This window comes from Lysobacter sp. CA199, from assembly GCF_052078715.1.
In the GTDB taxonomy this organism is placed as follows: domain Bacteria; phylum Pseudomonadota; class Gammaproteobacteria; order Xanthomonadales; family Xanthomonadaceae; genus Lysobacter.
Genome location: NZ_JBQJIL010000003.1, coordinates 363,182 through 378,599, shown reverse-complemented (window position 1 = coordinate 378,599; position 15,418 = coordinate 363,182). Strand labels below are relative to the sequence as shown.

Below are 15,418 nucleotides of genomic sequence, written 5' to 3'. Positions count from 1 at the left end.
TACCTTCCCACTCAATCCCTCGCCCGCCGTTCCCTGCGATCGGCATCATTCAACGCAGACGTCTTCAGCGCCGTTGTCCGGCCAGCATCGCCATCCGCTCCACGTCGGCCAGCACGCCGCGCAGCAGGCGCACCTCGCGTTCGTCCAGATCCGCGCGCAGGAACAGCCGGCGCAGCTTGCGCATGGCCGACTCCGGCGCTCGGCCCTTGTGGAAGTCGATCGCGTGCAAGGCCTCGCCGAGCTGGCTGAAGAAGCCTTCCAACTGGGCGTGCGAGGCCGGCGGATCGCGGCGCTCGAAGGCGCCGCCGGCGGTGTTCGCCGCCAGCGCGGCCATGCGCAGCTCGTAACTCAGCACCTGGACCGCGGCCCCGAGGTTCAGCGAGCTGTACTCGGGATTGGCCGGGATGTGCACCGCCGCATGGCACAGTTGCAATTCCTCGTTGTCCAGACCGGTGCGCTCGCGGCCGAACACCAGCGCGACCTCGCTGCCGCCGCGGGCGCGGGCGTCGGCGAGGACCGCGGCGTCGCGCGGGACCAGTTCCTCCAGCGCGATCCGGCGGCTACGCGCGGTGCAGCCCAGGACCAGGTGGCAGTCGGCGACCGCCGCGGCCAGGTCGGGCAGGACCACCGCGGCCTCGAGCACGTCGTCGGCGCCGGCGGCCATGGCATACGCATCGCGGTCCAGCGGCTTTTCCGGGGCGACCAGGACCAGCCGCGACAGGCCCATGGTCTTCATCGCCCGCGCCGCCGAGCCGATATTGCCGGGGTGCTGGGTACCGACCAGGACGATGCGCAGATGCGCGACGGCCGGATCGGGCGTTGGAATGGCGGGGCCGGCCCCGATCGGGTCGGCCTCGGGATTGGCATTATCGGGCGCCTGCGCGCCCGGCGGTTCGTTGCGGGGATCGTGGTTCATGCGCAAATGGTAAACTCCCCGCCCCGGCCACAGGCGCCGGCCCGCTCTTTACCCCCGTCGAGTCCTTCCCCACCTCATCCGTTCGAGGCCGTAAACCATGCAGAAACCCGCCGTCACCCTCATGGTCAAGGCCGCCCGAGCCGCCGGCAACGTCCTGTTGCGCCACATGCACCGCGTGGACGCGCTCAACGTCGTCGAGAAGGACCGCATGGACTACGCCAGCGAAGTCGACCGACTGGCCGAAGCCGAGATCATCAAGGAATTCCGCCGCGCCACGCCCGACTACGCCATCCTCGGCGAAGAAAGCGGCCCGCTCGGCCAGGCCCGTTTCACCTGGGTGATCGACCCGCTCGACGGCACCAGCAACTACCTGCACGGCATCCCGCACTACTGCGTCTCGATCGCGCTGTGCGAGAACGGCGAACCGACCCACGGCGTGATCTTCGACCCGCTGCGCAACGACCTGTTCACCACCAGCCGCGGCAGCGGCACCCAGCTCAACGAAAAGCGCGTGCGCATCGCCGAGCGCAAGGACCTCACCGGCGCGATGTTGATCACCGGCTTCCCGCCGCGCGAACGCGCCCGCGCCAGCGCCCACCTCAAGTGCCTGGACAATCTGCTGGTCGACGCCGAAGACGTGCGCCGCACCGGCTCGGCCGCGCTGGATCTGGCCTATGTCGCCTGCGGCCGCGCCGACGCCTACTTCGAAGCCGGACTCAAGCCCTGGGACGTCGCGGCCGGCGTGCTGATGGTGCGCGAAGCCGGCGGCAAGGTCACCGACTTCAAGGGCCGCTCGACCGGGCCGATGGACAATCGCGGCCTGGCGCCGCGCCAGATCATCGCCGGCAACTTGAAGATCGCCGATGCGTTGCAGAATCGGATCGTCAATACCGGATATGCGGCGGCGTTCGATTGATCTTGATCTCGCCGCGCGCTGTCGCGACACGATAAAAAACGCCGCGTCGATCGCGGCGTTTTTTATGGGCGACGACTAGGCCACGGGCAGCACCGAATTCGTTGCGCTGCGGCGTTTTAATGTGCCCACGCGCCGAAGATGTCGCGACACCTGCCTTAACGATATCGCCAGAAACTTGAACAAGTGCGCTACGCAGCCTCAGCCGTCCTCACTTCCGCCGAATCTTTAGCGAGCTAGGCTCGATTCACGCCAGAACCCTTGCAGTTCAAAAAACTCCGCCTCTCGTGGCACTGCGTTTCGGCATCGCACGAAACGCGGCGCAACGGGCCTCGACAGGAGAAAACGATGCAACCCCTTCGGCACAACACCCACCATCGAACCATCGACATCGACGGCCTGGAGATCTTCTACCGACAGGCCGGCGACCGCGACCAACCGGCGCTGTTGTTGCTGCACGGCTCGCCCAGTTCCTCGCATATGTATCGCGACATCATCGAGCCCTTGGCCGAGTCGGCGTATGTGATCGCGCCGGACTTGCCCGGTTACGGTTTATCTTCGGCGCCGCTGCCCGACGACTATGCGTATACGTTCGCGCACATGGCCGACACGATCGAAGCCTTCCTCGATGCGCTGGGCGTGGAACGCTTCTTCCTGATGGTGCAGGACTTCGGTACGCCGGTCGGTTATCACCTGGCGACGCGGCGACCCGAACGCATCCTGGGTTTGATCGTGCAGAACGGTAACGCCCACGAGGCCGGCCTGGGGCCGGATTGGGATGCGCCGAAAGCGTACTGGGCCGAGCCCACTGCGGCGAACAAGACCAAGCTGCCGCAGTGGCTGGATTTCGATGGCACCCGCAACACCTACCTGGGCGGCTTGCCCGAACGCTTGAAGGCGCTGCATCCGCCGGAGTGCTGGCATCTGGATTGGGAACGGCTGTCGCGGCCGGGCCACATCGATCTGCATTTCCAGATCTTCAACGATTACGCCGCGCACGTCGCGCGTTTTCCGGCCATTGCGTCCTACCACCGCGAACACCAGCCGCCGTGCCTGTTGCTTTGGGGGCGGCACGATCCGTTCTTCGAGCTGGACGAAATCATGGCCTACAGCCGCGTCCTCGACGCGCTGGAAATCCACGTCTTCGACGGCGGCCACTTTCTGTTGGAAACGCATCATCGCGAGTGCGCGGCGCTGATTGCGCGTTTTATCCGCGATGTGGGCGGCGGAAGATTCCTGGAGTACAGCGCGCTGTAGCCCGATCGCAGGCAGTTCCTTACTCGAGAGCGAGTTCGCGGCGCAGCGCCGCGACGTGGGCGCGGCCCACGGGCAGTTCCGCACCGTTGGTCAGTATCAGCCAGTAACGACTGCCAGAACCGGCATGCAGGGTACGGATATGGCGCAAGTTGACCAAGTAGGATCGGTGGCAGCGCACGAAATCGGGCGGCAACACGGCGGTCAGGCTGGCCAGGGATTTATCGTGCAGTTCGCTGCGGCCATCGAGCATGCGCAACTGGCTGTAGTCGCCGTCGGCGCGGATCCACAGCACATCGGCCAGCTCGACGAGTGCGGTACCTTGCGCACGCCATATGCCGAGATAGCGGGCGCGGCCGGAGCGGTAGCGGCCGACATCGAGCAGGCGCTCGAGTGCCTGGCCTAGGCGCTCGCGCGTGAAGGGCTTGGGGACGAAATCCAGTACGCCATGCTCGAAGGCCTGCAGCGCACGCTCGCGATGGGCCGAGACCACGACGCAGTGGTAGCGTCCGGCCACCGCGCTGCGGAGCAGTTCGAAACCGTCCTCGCCCCCCAGGTTCAGATCTAGCAGCAGCCCATCGTAGACGCTGCGCTGGAGCCGGTCGCCGGCCGATTCCAGGTCGGCGACGGCGTCGAAGCGTGCACGCGCGCCGGCCAACTCGGTGCATAGACGCAAGAGACGCTGGCGTACCAGCGGCTCATCCTCGACGATCAGGATGCGCATGCCAGCTCGATCCGGCCGCACCAGTCCGCGCCATCGACACCCTGGACGAAGCGCCAGCCAGCAGGACACGTGGCAGCCAAGCTGGCCTCGATGTAGCGCGTGCCGGTCCCATGACCGCGATGTGGCGCCGACCCGCGTGCGCTACGCAGCTCCAGGACCCAGTTGCCGTTCTCGCGACGTACGCGCAGGCGGAACGGACGCTGCGCGCAGGCGACGGCGCCGGCATGGGTCAGCGCGTTTTCGACCTGGGCGTGGAGAACGCCCGGCGGCAGCGACAATCGAGTGTCGTCGGCGTCGACCTCGAAGCCGATGGGGCGATCCTGGGCCAGACCGACGATGTCCAGGTGGTTGCGGCACAGGGCCACCTCGTCCTCCAGCGCAACGCTCTGGCGGGTGCTGCTCTCGCGCAGACGATCGAACTGCTCGGCCAGCGACTCGACCAGACGGCTGGCGCGCGGCGGGGCCTGCTCGATCAGTTCCTGCAAACAGGTCAACGTATTCATGAGCCAGTGCGGCTGGATGCCCCGCTGCAGCAACTGCAGCGAGAGGCGGGCGCGCTCTTCGCGCAACAACGCGTTATGTCGGTCCAGGGCACGCAGCTGCGCCGCGTGGCGCAGAAGCAGGAAGCCCATCAGTACCGCCAGCAACAGGAAATACGGGCCGTCGAGAAAGGCGTTGCCAGCCAATGGCATTGCCAGCGCGCCAGCCAGTACCAGCGTCAAGATGGGCCAGCGTTCCTCTTGCTCACGACGGGCACGCAGCAACAACCACGCCGAGGCGAACAGGCTCAGCAGCAGTACGGCCGCGCCGCGACCATCGAAGCTGGGTACGAATGCCGTCGCCGCCGCGAGCGCCACCAAGTAGGCAATGCGGGCGCCAAGGGGCACCGCAACGTCGAAGCGACGCGCGATGTAAGCCGGCAGCAGCACCGCGGCCGCCAGGTGCAGCGCCTGCAGTGCGAGCAGACGTGGGCCGTGCCAAGGATAGGTATAGCCCAGCAAGGGGCGCCATGCCTCGATCACCGGCAACGCAAGGCCGACAGCGCTGAGCGCGAGCAACAGGCGAGCACCGGGCACGCGCGGCCGACCACGTTGCACTGCCAGGAAATACAGGAATGCCGCCGCCAGCGCACCCGTGGCGAACGCCGCGATCAGCCAAGGCCGGAGGCGATGGCCGTAGATCGCTTCGACCGGCCCCACCTCAATGGCGGCGTCCGCACTATATGGGCGAAACCACTGATGGTGACTGGAAGCGAGCACGACCAACTCGTCCGTGCCGGTGGAAGACGATGGCGGCAGCACGCGGACGATTTCAAGCAGGCCGGGCCGCTCCTGTTGTGCTGTGCGGCCCACCGTGCCATTGCCTGCCAGTGGCTGTCCGTTCCAGAAGGGCTGGCTGGCGGCGCGTAGCGACAGACGCAACGCTCGGCCGGTATCGTTCTGCGTCGTGGGCGCAGGCAATCGCCAGCGCAGCCAATAGGGATCGCGCCAGCCAGCCAGTTCGCGCTGGTCGAGCGGGCGCCAGTTCAATCCGTCCGGCGGCCGCTGCGGGATGGTCGAGGAAACAAAAAGGGCGGGAGCCATCTCCGCGGCCAGCACCTGCAACGTCCCCGGGTGGCGCGCGGAAACTGCCAGCCAGGCGGCGAGTGCGGCCAGCAATACGGCCAGTGCGGTCAAGGTTCGCAGGAGTTGCATGCCTCCATCGTATCCGCTGCGCGGAGACGCTGGACCTCCGGCTGGAGCTGTTCGGCGGACCGGCCCGCCTGACTCACAGCGTCGGAGGAGATGCTGGCGGTTGTTGCGCGGGTCATTCCGCTGCCGCGACCCGTCTCCTCGTCGGTCGCCAGGGCAGGAACGACGCTCGCATTTCCTCCCAAGCGGAGTCCGTCATGTCCAGCGTATCGATTGTCGTTTCCTGTCTTCGTCGTCTATGCCTGCACGATCGGGCAGCGGCTCCGAACACGCCGCACCGTGTTCCCTGGCAGTGCGGCGACGCGCTCACCCTTTCTCCAGGCAAAGGGAACCTGCCTCTCCGGACTTTTTCAGCGGCCGCGCGGTTGGCGGTGATGTGCGTGGCGCTCGCCGGCGCGGCGCCCGTATTGGCGAGCGATGCACACGCACCGCTGGCGTTCGCGCCCTATGCGTTCGAAACCGAGCGGCACGGCACCATCGCAGCCGAGGTCGCCTTCCTGGAAGTGCCGCGTCGGCATAGCGAGCCCGAGGGGCCGCGCATGCGCTTGCGGGTGATGCGCTTGCCGGCCACCGGCGGCGATGGCCGCGCGCCACCGGTGGTGTACTTGGCCGGCGGCCCCGGGGGTTCCGGTGTCGGGACCGCACGCGGGCCGCGCTGGCCCGTGTTCGACCGGGTCCGGCGCGAGACCGACGTACTACTGCTCGATCAGCGTGGCACGGGCCTCTCGGAACCGCCGCCGCCCTGTCCGCATGTGCATCGTTTCGACGACGCTCAGCCGTTGCAGCGGGAAGCCGCGCTGGCCGCGTTGCGCGCCACGGCCAAGCGCTGCATCGCTTATTGGCGACGCGAGGGCATCGATCTGGCTGCGTACACCACCGCCGAGAGCGCGGACGACATCGAATCCTTGCGGCGCGCACTCGGTCTGCCGCGGATCAGCCTATGGGGGATGAGTTACGGCACCCACCTGGCCCTGGCGAGTGTCCGCCTGCACGGTGCGGGCATCGACCGCGTGGTATTGATCGGCGCCGAGGGGCCCGACCATACGCTCAAGTTGCCGCTGGCAGCGGATGCCCTGCTGGCGGAGTTGGCGGTCGTCGCCAAAGGCGCCGGGTTCGATGATCTGACTGGATCGGCCCGGCGCGTACTTGAGGCGTTGCGCCACCGGCCAGGCCAAGGCCGCAGCCTCATGCATGGCGGCAGAAAAGTGACCATCGCAGAGTACGACGCGCAGATCGCGATCGCGGCCTCGCTCGGGCGGCGCTCTACTCAACAGCTGTTGCCGTTGGCGCTGCGCGACGCCGAGCGCGGTGACTATGGCCTGATGGCGGATATCGTGCTGGCAACGCGTGAACAGCTCGGCGAGTTCGGCGCCATGCCGCTGGCGATGGACGTCGCATCCGGCCAGAGCCCGCACCGCCGGGCCTTGGTGGAGGCGCAGGCGCGCGACAGCATGTTAGGCGACGCGATGAACTTCCCATTCCCGATGCTCGGCGACGGCCTCGGGCTCGTCGACCTGGGCGAAGCATTCCGTGCGCCGTTGCGCAGCGCCGTGCCGGCGCTATGGGTGAGCGGCACGCTCGACGGCCGCACGCCGCCGGCAAACGCCCAGGCGCTGCGTCCTGGTTTCAGCGACAGCAGACAGCTGCTCGTGCGCGGCGCCAGCCATGACGATGAACTGTGGCTGGGTCATCCGGACATTGCCGCGCACATAGCCGACTTTCTCGCCGGCCGTCCGGTGAACGATGCCGCGGTGGCGGTGCCGCCACCCGCGTTCGCCACCAGCAAGTTCGATGTGCTGTTGCTCGCACTCGGTATCGGCCGGGGGGATGCGTTGGCCGCACTCGCGATCGTGGTGGGACTGCCACTGGTTGCACTGGCGATTTGGCGGCGGCGGCGCAAGTCACGGTTTCGGAGTGGTGAGCAGTGCAGTTCGGCGGCTTGAGCTGCCCATGCTTGCGGAGCGAGCATGAAACGCTCGGCTGTCGTCCCTGGAGAGAGTCAAAGCCGTCCTTGTGGCTACGCCTGCACCAGGCAGTTCGTCGAGACCGCATGAACTCATGGACGTCGCCGCCGGCGTGCTGATGGTGCGCAAAGCCAGCGACAAGGTCACCGACTTCAAGGGCCGCTCGACCGGACCGATGGACAACCGCGGTCTGGCGCCGCGCCAGATCGTCGCCGGCAATCTGAAGATTGCCGATGCGTTGCAAAACCGCATCGCCAAGACCGGGTATGCGGCGACGTTCGATTGATTCTCGGCTGACGGGGTTCAAGCCAGTTCACACAAAAACGCCGCGGTTATCGCGGTGTTTTTCGTTGGACGGTGACTCAACGATCTGCCTTGGCTCGAAATCGCTCCGGCACATCATGATCCCAGGCGTAGCGAGCCGCGCGAACATCGTCGAAGCGCGCCCGCAGCCGATTCAAACAAACCGCATCGCCGAACACTTCCCAATAACTGCTGTCGACAGCCTTGATGATCAGGCTGGGGCCGACCTCCCCTGCTCTGCGGCCATAAAAGTCACCACCCACAACCTGATCGGCCCGCTGCGCCGCTTCGATCAACCGCGACGCCGGGAGCCATTCGCCCGATGCGCTCCACTGATTGCACTGTTCGAAGGACGGGCCGCGCACATCCGTGTGATGACAGCTCCATTCGCGCGCGCCGATCTGATCGTCCAAACAGGCCAGCAAGTCCCTCAGATCGAGCGCAAGGACTCCCTGCGTAGCTGAATCGTGGATCGCGATGCCTTGCATCTTCTACTCCCAGGGACGGCCGACCGAAGCCCAGACGGTACCGATCGACTAAAAGCCGGAAACGTCCCAACTACGAACGAGCGGTGACGATCCAGGTCGACCCGCCGACTTCGATCTCCCGCTCGGTCGCGATGTCCGCCAGCGCGGCGCGAATCGCCGCCGCCGCGCGCTCGCGCACTTCATCGCTCTGCGACGCCAACAGACGCTGGATCGGCCCAACCCGGAACACTTGCTCCAACGCATCGGCGACCATGGCTTCGCGGTTTGCGCCGCGGCCGTGGTAGAACGGCGCCTCGAACGGTTTCAGCTCGATCTGGGCGAAACCGGCCTCGCTCAGAATCCTCTGCACCCGCTGCGGATCGCTGAAGGCGAACGGACCCGGCGCATGGGTGTCGATGGCCTCGCGCTCGACGATGCCGTCGATGGCGTTCAACGGCAGCACGTACCAATCGTTCTTGGCCGGTTCTTGCCAACAGGCGAAGGCGAGCCGGCCGCCGGGCTTGAGCGTCTTGCGCAGTTCGGCGAAGGCCGCCACCGGGTCGTCGAAGAACATCACGCCGAAGCGCGAAAACAGCAGGTCGAAACCTCGCGGCGCAAACAGCGGCTGGCTGGCGTCGGCGAGGCGGAAGTCGACCGGCAACCCGAGCGCCTGCGCGCGCTCGCGGGCGCGGCCGATCAAGGGTTCGGACACATCGGCGCCGACCGCCGAGCCGCCCGCGCCGACCGCGCGCGCCAGTTCGAACGAAGTCGCGCCCGCACCGCAGCCAATGTCGAGCACGGCCTCGCCCGGTTGCGGCGCCGCGGCTTCTAGCGCCGCCTGCCCGTACGAAGCGGTGCGTTCGTCCAGCCAATCGTTATAGGTCAGCCAGCGCGCGCCGACGGGGCCGTTCCAGTCGTTGATTTGCTGGGTGTTGGCTTGCGTGGTGTTCGGTTCCGACATCGGTCTTCTCCTCCGCCCTGCGGCGGGCACGGTGGGTTGCGAAGGGCTTGCCGGGACGGTGCGTCGGCTGGCGATGGGTAGGTTGTAGATGGGGGCGCTGGGCGATTTACCAATGGTGTGCGGTTGAAACCGCTGCGATCAAATTTTCGGCGCGCTTGAGTTTCGCGGTCGCGGCTCGCGCTGCTCCTACAGTTCGAATCGAAGCCGCGATCGAGCCCTGTAGGAGCGGCGCGAGCCGCGACCGCGATGGCTCAAGATCGCAACGCAAACCACGATTCCGTAGGCGCCGGCCAAAAACAAAAAAGCCGCGACGAGCGCGGCCTTTTCGCTGGATCCAGACAACCCAAACCGCTTACGGCCGGCGAGCCAGCGCCGCGTCGTCCTTGGCCTTGGGCAGCAAGTCCTGCTTGGTGACCTTCAGGATGCCCAGGGTCAGCAGCGGGCAGGCGACGAAGATCGAGGACAAGGTGCCGATGATGATGCCGAGCATCTGCGATTCGGCCATGCCGCGCAGCGAACCGCCGCCGTAGATGTACAGGGCGACCACGGTCAGGAACGCGACGAACGAGGTGATCACCGTACGCGACAGGGTCTGGTTGATCGACTTGTTCAGCACGGTCTCCGGATCGGCGCGCATCGAGCGGAAGTTCTCGCGCACGCGGTCGAACACCACGATGGTGTCGTTGATCGAGTAGCCCATCACCGACAGGATGCCGGCCAGCACGGTCAGGTCGAACTCGTGGCCGCTGATGGCGAACCAGCCGGCGACCACGATCACGTCGTGCAAGGTGGTGATGATCGCCGCCACCGCGAACTTCCACTCGAAGCGGAAGGCGATGTAGATCAAGAAGCCCACCACCACGAAGATCAGCGCGTACAGGCCGTTGAGCGCGAGCTCCTTGCCGACCTGCGGGCCGACGAACTCGTTGCGCAGCACCTTGCCGGTGTTGCCGCCGACCGACACCGCCTTCATCACCGCCGAGGCGGCATGGTTGGTGGCGTCGGCGCTGTTGTCGCCTTCGCGCGGCTGCAGGCGGATCAGCAGCTCGTTGCCCGAGCCGTAGGTCTGGACCTGGGCGCTGTCGAAACCCTCGGCGGCCAGGCGGTTGCGCACGTCGTCGAGGTTGGCGGGTTTCTCCAGATGCACTTCGACCAAGTTGCCGCCGGTGAAGTCCAGGGCGTAGTTGAAATTGCGGGTCACCATCGCGCCGATCGCCACGAACATGATCACGGCGGCGACGGCGATCGACACCCAACGCAACTTCATGAAGTTGATGTTGGCGTCGTTGGGCAGCAGGGTCAGCGGGAAAATCTTCATATCTGGGTTCTCCCGTCAGATCGCGATGGACTTGAGCTTGCGACGCTTGCCGTAGATCAGCGTGGCGATGCCGCGCGATACGGTCACGGCGGTGAACACCGAGGTCAGGATGCCGACGATCATGGTCACCGCGAAGCCCTTGAGCGGTCCGGTGCCGAACATCAGCAGCGCCAAGCCGGCCAACAACGCAGTCATGTTGGAGTCGAAGATGGTGCCCGAGGCCTTGTCGTAGCCGCTGGCGATCGCCGCCTGCGGCGGTACCCCGGCGCGCAACTCTTCTCTTATTCGTTCGTTGATGAGCACGTTGGCGTCGACCGACATGCCGACCGACAGCGCCAGACCGGCGAAGCCGGGCAAGCTCATGGTCGCGCCGACGAAGGGCAGCGACATCACCGCGACCACCATCAGCAGGTTGAGCAGCAGGGCCAGACAGGTGATCAGGCCGAAGACGCGGTAATAGAGCAGGAAGAACGCCAGCGCGAAGATGAAGGAGTACATCACCGCGGTGGTGCCGCGCTTGACGTTTTCCGCGCCCAGGCTGGGGCCGACCACGCGCTCTTCGACGAAGGTCATCGGCGCGGCCAGCGCGCCCGACTTGAGCTGCTTGGCCAGGCTGGTGGCTTCTTCGTGGGTCAGGCCGGTGGTCTGGAATTCCTTGCCAAACACGCCCTGGATGGTGGAGTTGCTGATCACGCGCTCTTCGGTGCGGGTGGTGCGCACTTCCTTGCCGTCGACGATCTGGGTGACCGGCACCTGTTCGACGTAGACGATGCCCAGCGGCTTGCCGACGTTTTCCAGGGTGTGGTTGAGCATGCGCTGGCCGCCGATGGCATTGAGCGTGATGCTGACGCTGGGCTGGCCGGTGCGCGAATCGTTGGTCGGCACGGCGTTGATGAGCTGATCGCCGGACACCAAGAGTCGCTTCGACAGCAACACCGGTTGTTTGTTCTGATCGTAGTAAACCCGCGCTTCCGGCGGCACGTTGCGGTCGCGCACGGCCGCCGCGGCGGTGGCGCGGTCGCCCACGCCGGCGCGGAATTCCAGGGTCGCGGTGGCGCCGATCTGGCGCTTGGCCTCGGCGGTGTCCTGCAGGCCCGGCAACTGGATCACCACGCGGTCGGTGCCCTGGCGCTGGATCACCGGCTCGGCGACGCCGAAGGCGTTGATGCGGTTGCGCAGGGTGGTCAGGTTCTGCTCGATGGCTTCCAACGAAATGCGCTGCAGTTCCGATTGCGGCACTTCCAGGGTCAGGGTGCGGCCGTCGAGGTTCTGGGTCAGGGTCGGGAAGGCGATGCGCAACTGCTTCTGCGCCTTGTCGGCGTCGGCGTTGGCGGCCAGGGTGGAGACGATGGCTTCGTTGCCGCGGCGCACCACCGAGGTGTAGGACACCGCGTTGTCGCGCAAGGTCGCGCGCACGTCCTCGACGTAGGCTTCCAGGCGCTTGTCCAGCGCGGCGTTCTGGTCGACCTGCATCACGAAGTGCACGCCGCCCTGCAAGTCCAGGCCGCGCGGCATCGGCTTGGCGCCCAGGTTCTGCAGCCATGCCGGCACGGTCGGCGCCAGGCTCAGCGCGACCACGTAGTCGCTGCCCAACTGGGGCCGCAGCAAGTCGGAGGCCCGCGTCTGCTGATCGGTGTCGTTGAGCCGCACCAACAGATTGCCGTCTTCGATCTTGATCGACTTGGAGGGGACCTTGGCTCCGGCCAGGATGCCGTCGACCTTCTTGGCCAACGCCGCGTCGATCGCGGTGCTGCCGGCGCGCGCCGCGGTGATCTGGACCGACGGGTCCTGCGGATAAGCGTTAGGCAGCGCGTAGATCACGCTGACGAGCAGCACGATCAAAGTGGCGAAGTATTTCCAGCGCGGAAAGGTCAGCATCGAGAACCCCTGCGGCGACCTCCCCGGCCGCCGCTTGTGAAGATGGCGTGGCGTCGGCTCAGGCCGACTTCAAGGTGCCCTTGGGCAGAACGTTGGCGATCGCGCCCTTCTGCACGCGGATGCGCACGTTGACGGCGATTTCCACGGTGATGAAGTTCTCGCCGATGTCGGTGACGGTGCCGGCGATGCCGCCGTTGGTCAGCACTTCGTCGCCCTTGGACAGCTTTTCCAGCATGCCGCGGTGTTCCTTGGCGCGCTTCATCTGCGGGCGGAAGATCAGGAAGTACATGACGGCGATCAGCACCAGCGGCAGAACGAGGCCGCCGAGGCCGCCGCCGAACAGGCCGCCCGGCGCGGCGGCGGGAGCGGCGCCTTGGGCGTAGGCGGGGGCGATCAGGATGTCGAGCAGATTCATCGGATTTGTCCTGGAACTCAAAATAGCCGGGGATTATGCCACGGCTGGATGAGGGGCACGGCTGGGCCCGAATTGGGGCTCAGCGCACGGTTTGAAGGGGCTGCTGCGAGACTTGGACAAGTTTGATCGCAGCGGTGCCGAGGGTGCCGTCCGGTCCACGAGCCCGTGAACGGGGCGTGTGGTCGGGGGCGGGCCCTCACCCCTGCCCTCTCCCGCTAGCGGGAGAGGGGGAAAGGGAGTTCGGCCGTTTTACGGCCGAGCGTCATTCCTCAAGGCGTAGAAAGACTCGCGGAAGGCGGCAAAGGTTCCCTGCTCGATCGCATCGCGCATTTGCGCCATCAAGCGCTGGTAGTAGCGCAGGTTGTGCAAGGTGCCCAGCATCGGCCCGAGCATCTCGTTGCAGCGGTCCAGATGGCGCAGGTAGGCGCGGCTGAAGCCGTTGGCGCAGGCGTAGCAGTCGCAGCCTTCCTCGATCGGGCGCAGATCGCGCTCGTACTTGGCGTTGCGCACGCGCACCGTGCCCTGGGCGGTGAAGTAATGGCCGTTGCGGGCGTTGCGGGTCGGCATCACGCAGTCGAACATGTCGACCCCGCGCGCCACCGATTCGACCAGGTCCTCCGGCCGGCCCACGCCCATCAGATAGCGCGGCCGGTCTTCCGGCAATTGCGGGCAGGTGTGTTCGAGCATGGCGTTGCGCTCTTCCTCGGGCTCGCCCACGGCCAGGCCGCCGACCGCGTAGCCGTCGAAGTCCAACGCCTTCAGGCCCTGCGCCGAACGCGAGCGCAGATCATGGTGGACGCCGCCCTGCACGATGCCGAACAGCGCCGCGTCGTTGCCTTCGTGGGCTTTCTTGGAGCGCTCGGCCCAACGCAGGCTCAGTTCCATCGATTTGCGCGCGACCTCTTCGGTGGCCGGATACGGCGTGCACTCGTCGAAGATCATCACGATGTCCGAATCGAGCACGCGCTGGATGTGCATGCTCTCCTCCGGCCCCAGGAACACCTTGCTGCCGTCGACCGGCGAGGCGAAGGTCACGCCCTGCTCGGTGATCTTGCGCCGGTGCGCCAGCGAGAACACCTGGAAACCGCCCGAATCGGTCAGGATCGGCCCGTTCCAGCGGGCGAAGCCGTGCAGGCCGCCGTGATCGCCGATCACTTCCAGGCCCGGACGCAGATACAGATGGAAGGTGTTGCCGAGAATGATCTGCGCGCCCAGCGCGCTGACATGCTCGGGCATGATCCCCTTGACCGAGCCGTAGGTGCCCACCGGCATGAACGCCGGGGTTTCGACCGTGCCGCGCGGAAAGGTCAGCCGGCCGCGGCGCGCGGCGCCGTCGTTGCCTAGCAGTTGGAAGGACATGCGGCTCATGCGCGGGTTCCTGGGTTGGGCAGCGGGCGCAGGGGCGACGCGCGGGAGGTGATCGGAGTTCATCGGCAACACGATGCGAGGGGGTTCGCGTTGTTCGCCGTTCCGGTGGGGATCGGAAGTATGGCTTGGGGGTTCTTGACTTCGGGGTGCGGCGGCGGGGCTACGTCGCTTCGGTTGACCACAACAGCATCGCATCGCCGTAGGAGAAGAAGCGGTAGCGCTCGGCGATGGCATGCGCGTAGGCGTCGAACACCTGCTGCTTGCCGGCGAACGCCGACACCAGCATCAGCAGCGTGCTTTCGGGCAAATGGAAGTTGGTGATGAGCGCATCGACCGAGCGGATCTTGTAGCCCGGCAGGATGAACAAGCGGGTCTCGCCGGCGAACGGCTGCAACTCACCGCCGCCCTGGCGGGTGGCGCTTTCCAGCGCGCGCACCACGGTCGTGCCGACCGCGATCACCCGGCCGCCGGCGGCGCGGGTGCGACGGATCTGTTCGATCAGGCCGGCGCCGACGTTGAGCCACTCGCTGTGCATCACGTGCTGGTCGAGATTGTCCGCGCGCACCGGCTGGAAGGTGCCGGCGCCCACATGCAGGGTCACTTGGCCGAACTGGATTCCGCCTTCGCGCAACTTCGCCAACAGGCCTTCGTCGAAATGCAGACCGGCGGTGGGCGCGGCGACCGCGCCGACTTCGCGCGCGAACACGGTCTGGTAGCGCTCGATATCGTCCTGCCCCGGCTCGCGCTGGATGTAGGGCGGCAGCGGCAGGCGGCCGGCGTGCAGCAGCCATTGTTCCAGCGATTCGGAGACGTGGAAACGCAGGCGGTAAAACTCGCCCTCGCGGCCCAGCACTTCGGCCTCGCCGCCGGCGTCCAGGGCGATGCGCGCGCCTTCTTTCGGCGATTTGCTCACGCCCAGTTGCGCGCGCGCCTCGCTGCCGCCGAGCAGGCGCTCGATCAGGATCTCGACCCGCCCGCCGGTGCTTTTCTGGCCGAACAGGCGCGCCGGGATCACCCGGGTGTCGTTGAACACCAGCAGGTCGCCGGGCTGCAGCAACTGCGGCAGATCGCGGAACACGCGGTCCTCGCGCGTGGCGGGAGCCGGCGGCACCACCAGCAGGCGGCTCGCCGAACGCTCGGCCAGGGGCGCCTGGGCGATCAGCTCGGGCGGGAGTTCGTAGTGGAAGTCGGACTTTTTCAAGAAACGGAGCCGTTCAGCGCGGAGCGCCACAGCGGCGCAAGCCGA

Annotated in this window: 14 protein-coding genes; 4 read left to right on the top strand and 10 right to left on the bottom strand. The window is 66.7% G+C overall.

The genetic code is table 11. The features are described from left to right. Positions 1-64: 64 nt before the first annotated feature. A complete protein-coding gene (locus ACTOWJ_RS06355) occupies positions 65-916 on the bottom strand; it encodes an RNA methyltransferase (protein WP_441333756.1) in 852 nt (283 codons plus the stop codon). Between the two features lie 97 nt (positions 917-1,013). On the opposite strand from ACTOWJ_RS06355, the gene ACTOWJ_RS06350 reads away from it, so the two are divergent. Beyond that, positions 1,014-1,832, top strand: a complete 819-nt coding sequence (locus ACTOWJ_RS06350; RefSeq protein ID WP_441333755.1) for an inositol monophosphatase family protein — start codon at positions 1,014-1,016, stop codon at positions 1,830-1,832. A 345-nt stretch (positions 1,833-2,177) separates the two neighbouring features. Next, a complete protein-coding gene (locus ACTOWJ_RS06345) occupies positions 2,178-3,086 on the top strand; it encodes an alpha/beta fold hydrolase (RefSeq protein WP_441333754.1) in 909 nt (302 codons plus the stop codon). A 19-nt stretch (positions 3,087-3,105) separates the two neighbouring features. On the opposite strand, the gene ACTOWJ_RS06340 is transcribed toward ACTOWJ_RS06345, so the two are convergent. Both ACTOWJ_RS06340 and ACTOWJ_RS06335 read right to left on the bottom strand, forming a co-directional pair. Further along, complete coding sequence (locus ACTOWJ_RS06340; RefSeq protein WP_441333753.1) at positions 3,106-3,807, bottom strand: LytR/AlgR family response regulator transcription factor; 702 nt, start codon at positions 3,805-3,807, stop codon at positions 3,106-3,108. Beyond that, complete coding sequence (locus ACTOWJ_RS06335; RefSeq protein ID WP_441333752.1) at positions 3,795-5,501, bottom strand: histidine kinase; 1,707 nt, start codon at positions 5,499-5,501, stop codon at positions 3,795-3,797. The genes ACTOWJ_RS06340 and ACTOWJ_RS06335 overlap by 13 nt, the downstream gene beginning before the upstream one ends. A 194-nt stretch (positions 5,502-5,695) precedes the next feature. On the opposite strand from ACTOWJ_RS06335, the gene ACTOWJ_RS06330 reads away from it, so the two are divergent. Together ACTOWJ_RS06330 and ACTOWJ_RS06325 are read left to right on the top strand one after the other, a co-directional pair. Continuing rightward, the gene (locus ACTOWJ_RS06330) at positions 5,696-7,441 is read left to right on the top strand and encodes an alpha/beta hydrolase (protein WP_441333751.1); all 1,746 of its coding nucleotides are present in this window, start codon (positions 5,696-5,698) and stop codon (positions 7,439-7,441) included. Between the two features lie 115 nt (positions 7,442-7,556). Continuing rightward, a complete protein-coding gene (locus tag ACTOWJ_RS06325) occupies positions 7,557-7,748 on the top strand; it encodes a hypothetical protein (RefSeq protein WP_441333750.1) in 192 nt (63 codons plus the stop codon). Positions 7,749-7,824: 76 nt separating this feature from the next. Here ACTOWJ_RS06325 and ACTOWJ_RS06320 read toward each other — a convergent pair whose 3' ends face one another. The 7 genes from ACTOWJ_RS06320 to queA all read right to left on the bottom strand — a co-directional run bounded on the left by ACTOWJ_RS06320 (position 7,825) and on the right by queA (position 15,373). Then, positions 7,825-8,253 carry a hypothetical protein gene (locus tag ACTOWJ_RS06320; RefSeq protein WP_441333749.1) on the bottom strand — a complete coding sequence of 143 codons (429 nt, stop codon included), beginning with the start codon at positions 8,251-8,253 and terminating at the stop codon, positions 7,825-7,827. Positions 8,254-8,323: 70 nt separating this feature from the next. Next, entirely contained in the window at positions 8,324-9,193 is an 870-nt protein-coding gene (locus ACTOWJ_RS06315; protein WP_441333748.1) for a class I SAM-dependent methyltransferase, read from the bottom strand. 352 nt (positions 9,194-9,545) lie between these two features. Further along, a complete protein-coding gene (secF, locus tag ACTOWJ_RS06310) occupies positions 9,546-10,511 on the bottom strand; it encodes a protein translocase subunit SecF (protein WP_441333747.1) in 966 nt (321 codons plus the stop codon). Positions 10,512-10,526: 15 nt separating this feature from the next. Continuing rightward, positions 10,527-12,389 (bottom strand): protein translocase subunit SecD, encoded by a 1,863-nt coding sequence (gene secD, locus ACTOWJ_RS06305; protein WP_441333746.1) that lies wholly within the window; start codon positions 12,387-12,389, stop codon positions 10,527-10,529. Positions 12,390-12,447: 58 nt separating this feature from the next. Then, a complete protein-coding gene (yajC, locus tag ACTOWJ_RS06300; RefSeq protein ID WP_441333745.1) occupies positions 12,448-12,804 on the bottom strand; it encodes a preprotein translocase subunit YajC in 357 nt (118 codons plus the stop codon). Between the two features lie 249 nt (positions 12,805-13,053). Beyond that, a complete protein-coding gene (tgt, locus tag ACTOWJ_RS06295; protein WP_441333744.1) occupies positions 13,054-14,172 on the bottom strand; it encodes a tRNA guanosine(34) transglycosylase Tgt in 1,119 nt (372 codons plus the stop codon). A 160-nt stretch (positions 14,173-14,332) separates the two neighbouring features. After that, positions 14,333-15,373 (bottom strand): tRNA preQ1(34) S-adenosylmethionine ribosyltransferase-isomerase QueA, encoded by a 1,041-nt coding sequence (queA, locus tag ACTOWJ_RS06290; protein ID WP_441333743.1) that lies wholly within the window; start codon positions 15,371-15,373, stop codon positions 14,333-14,335. Positions 15,374-15,418 lie beyond the last annotated feature (45 nt).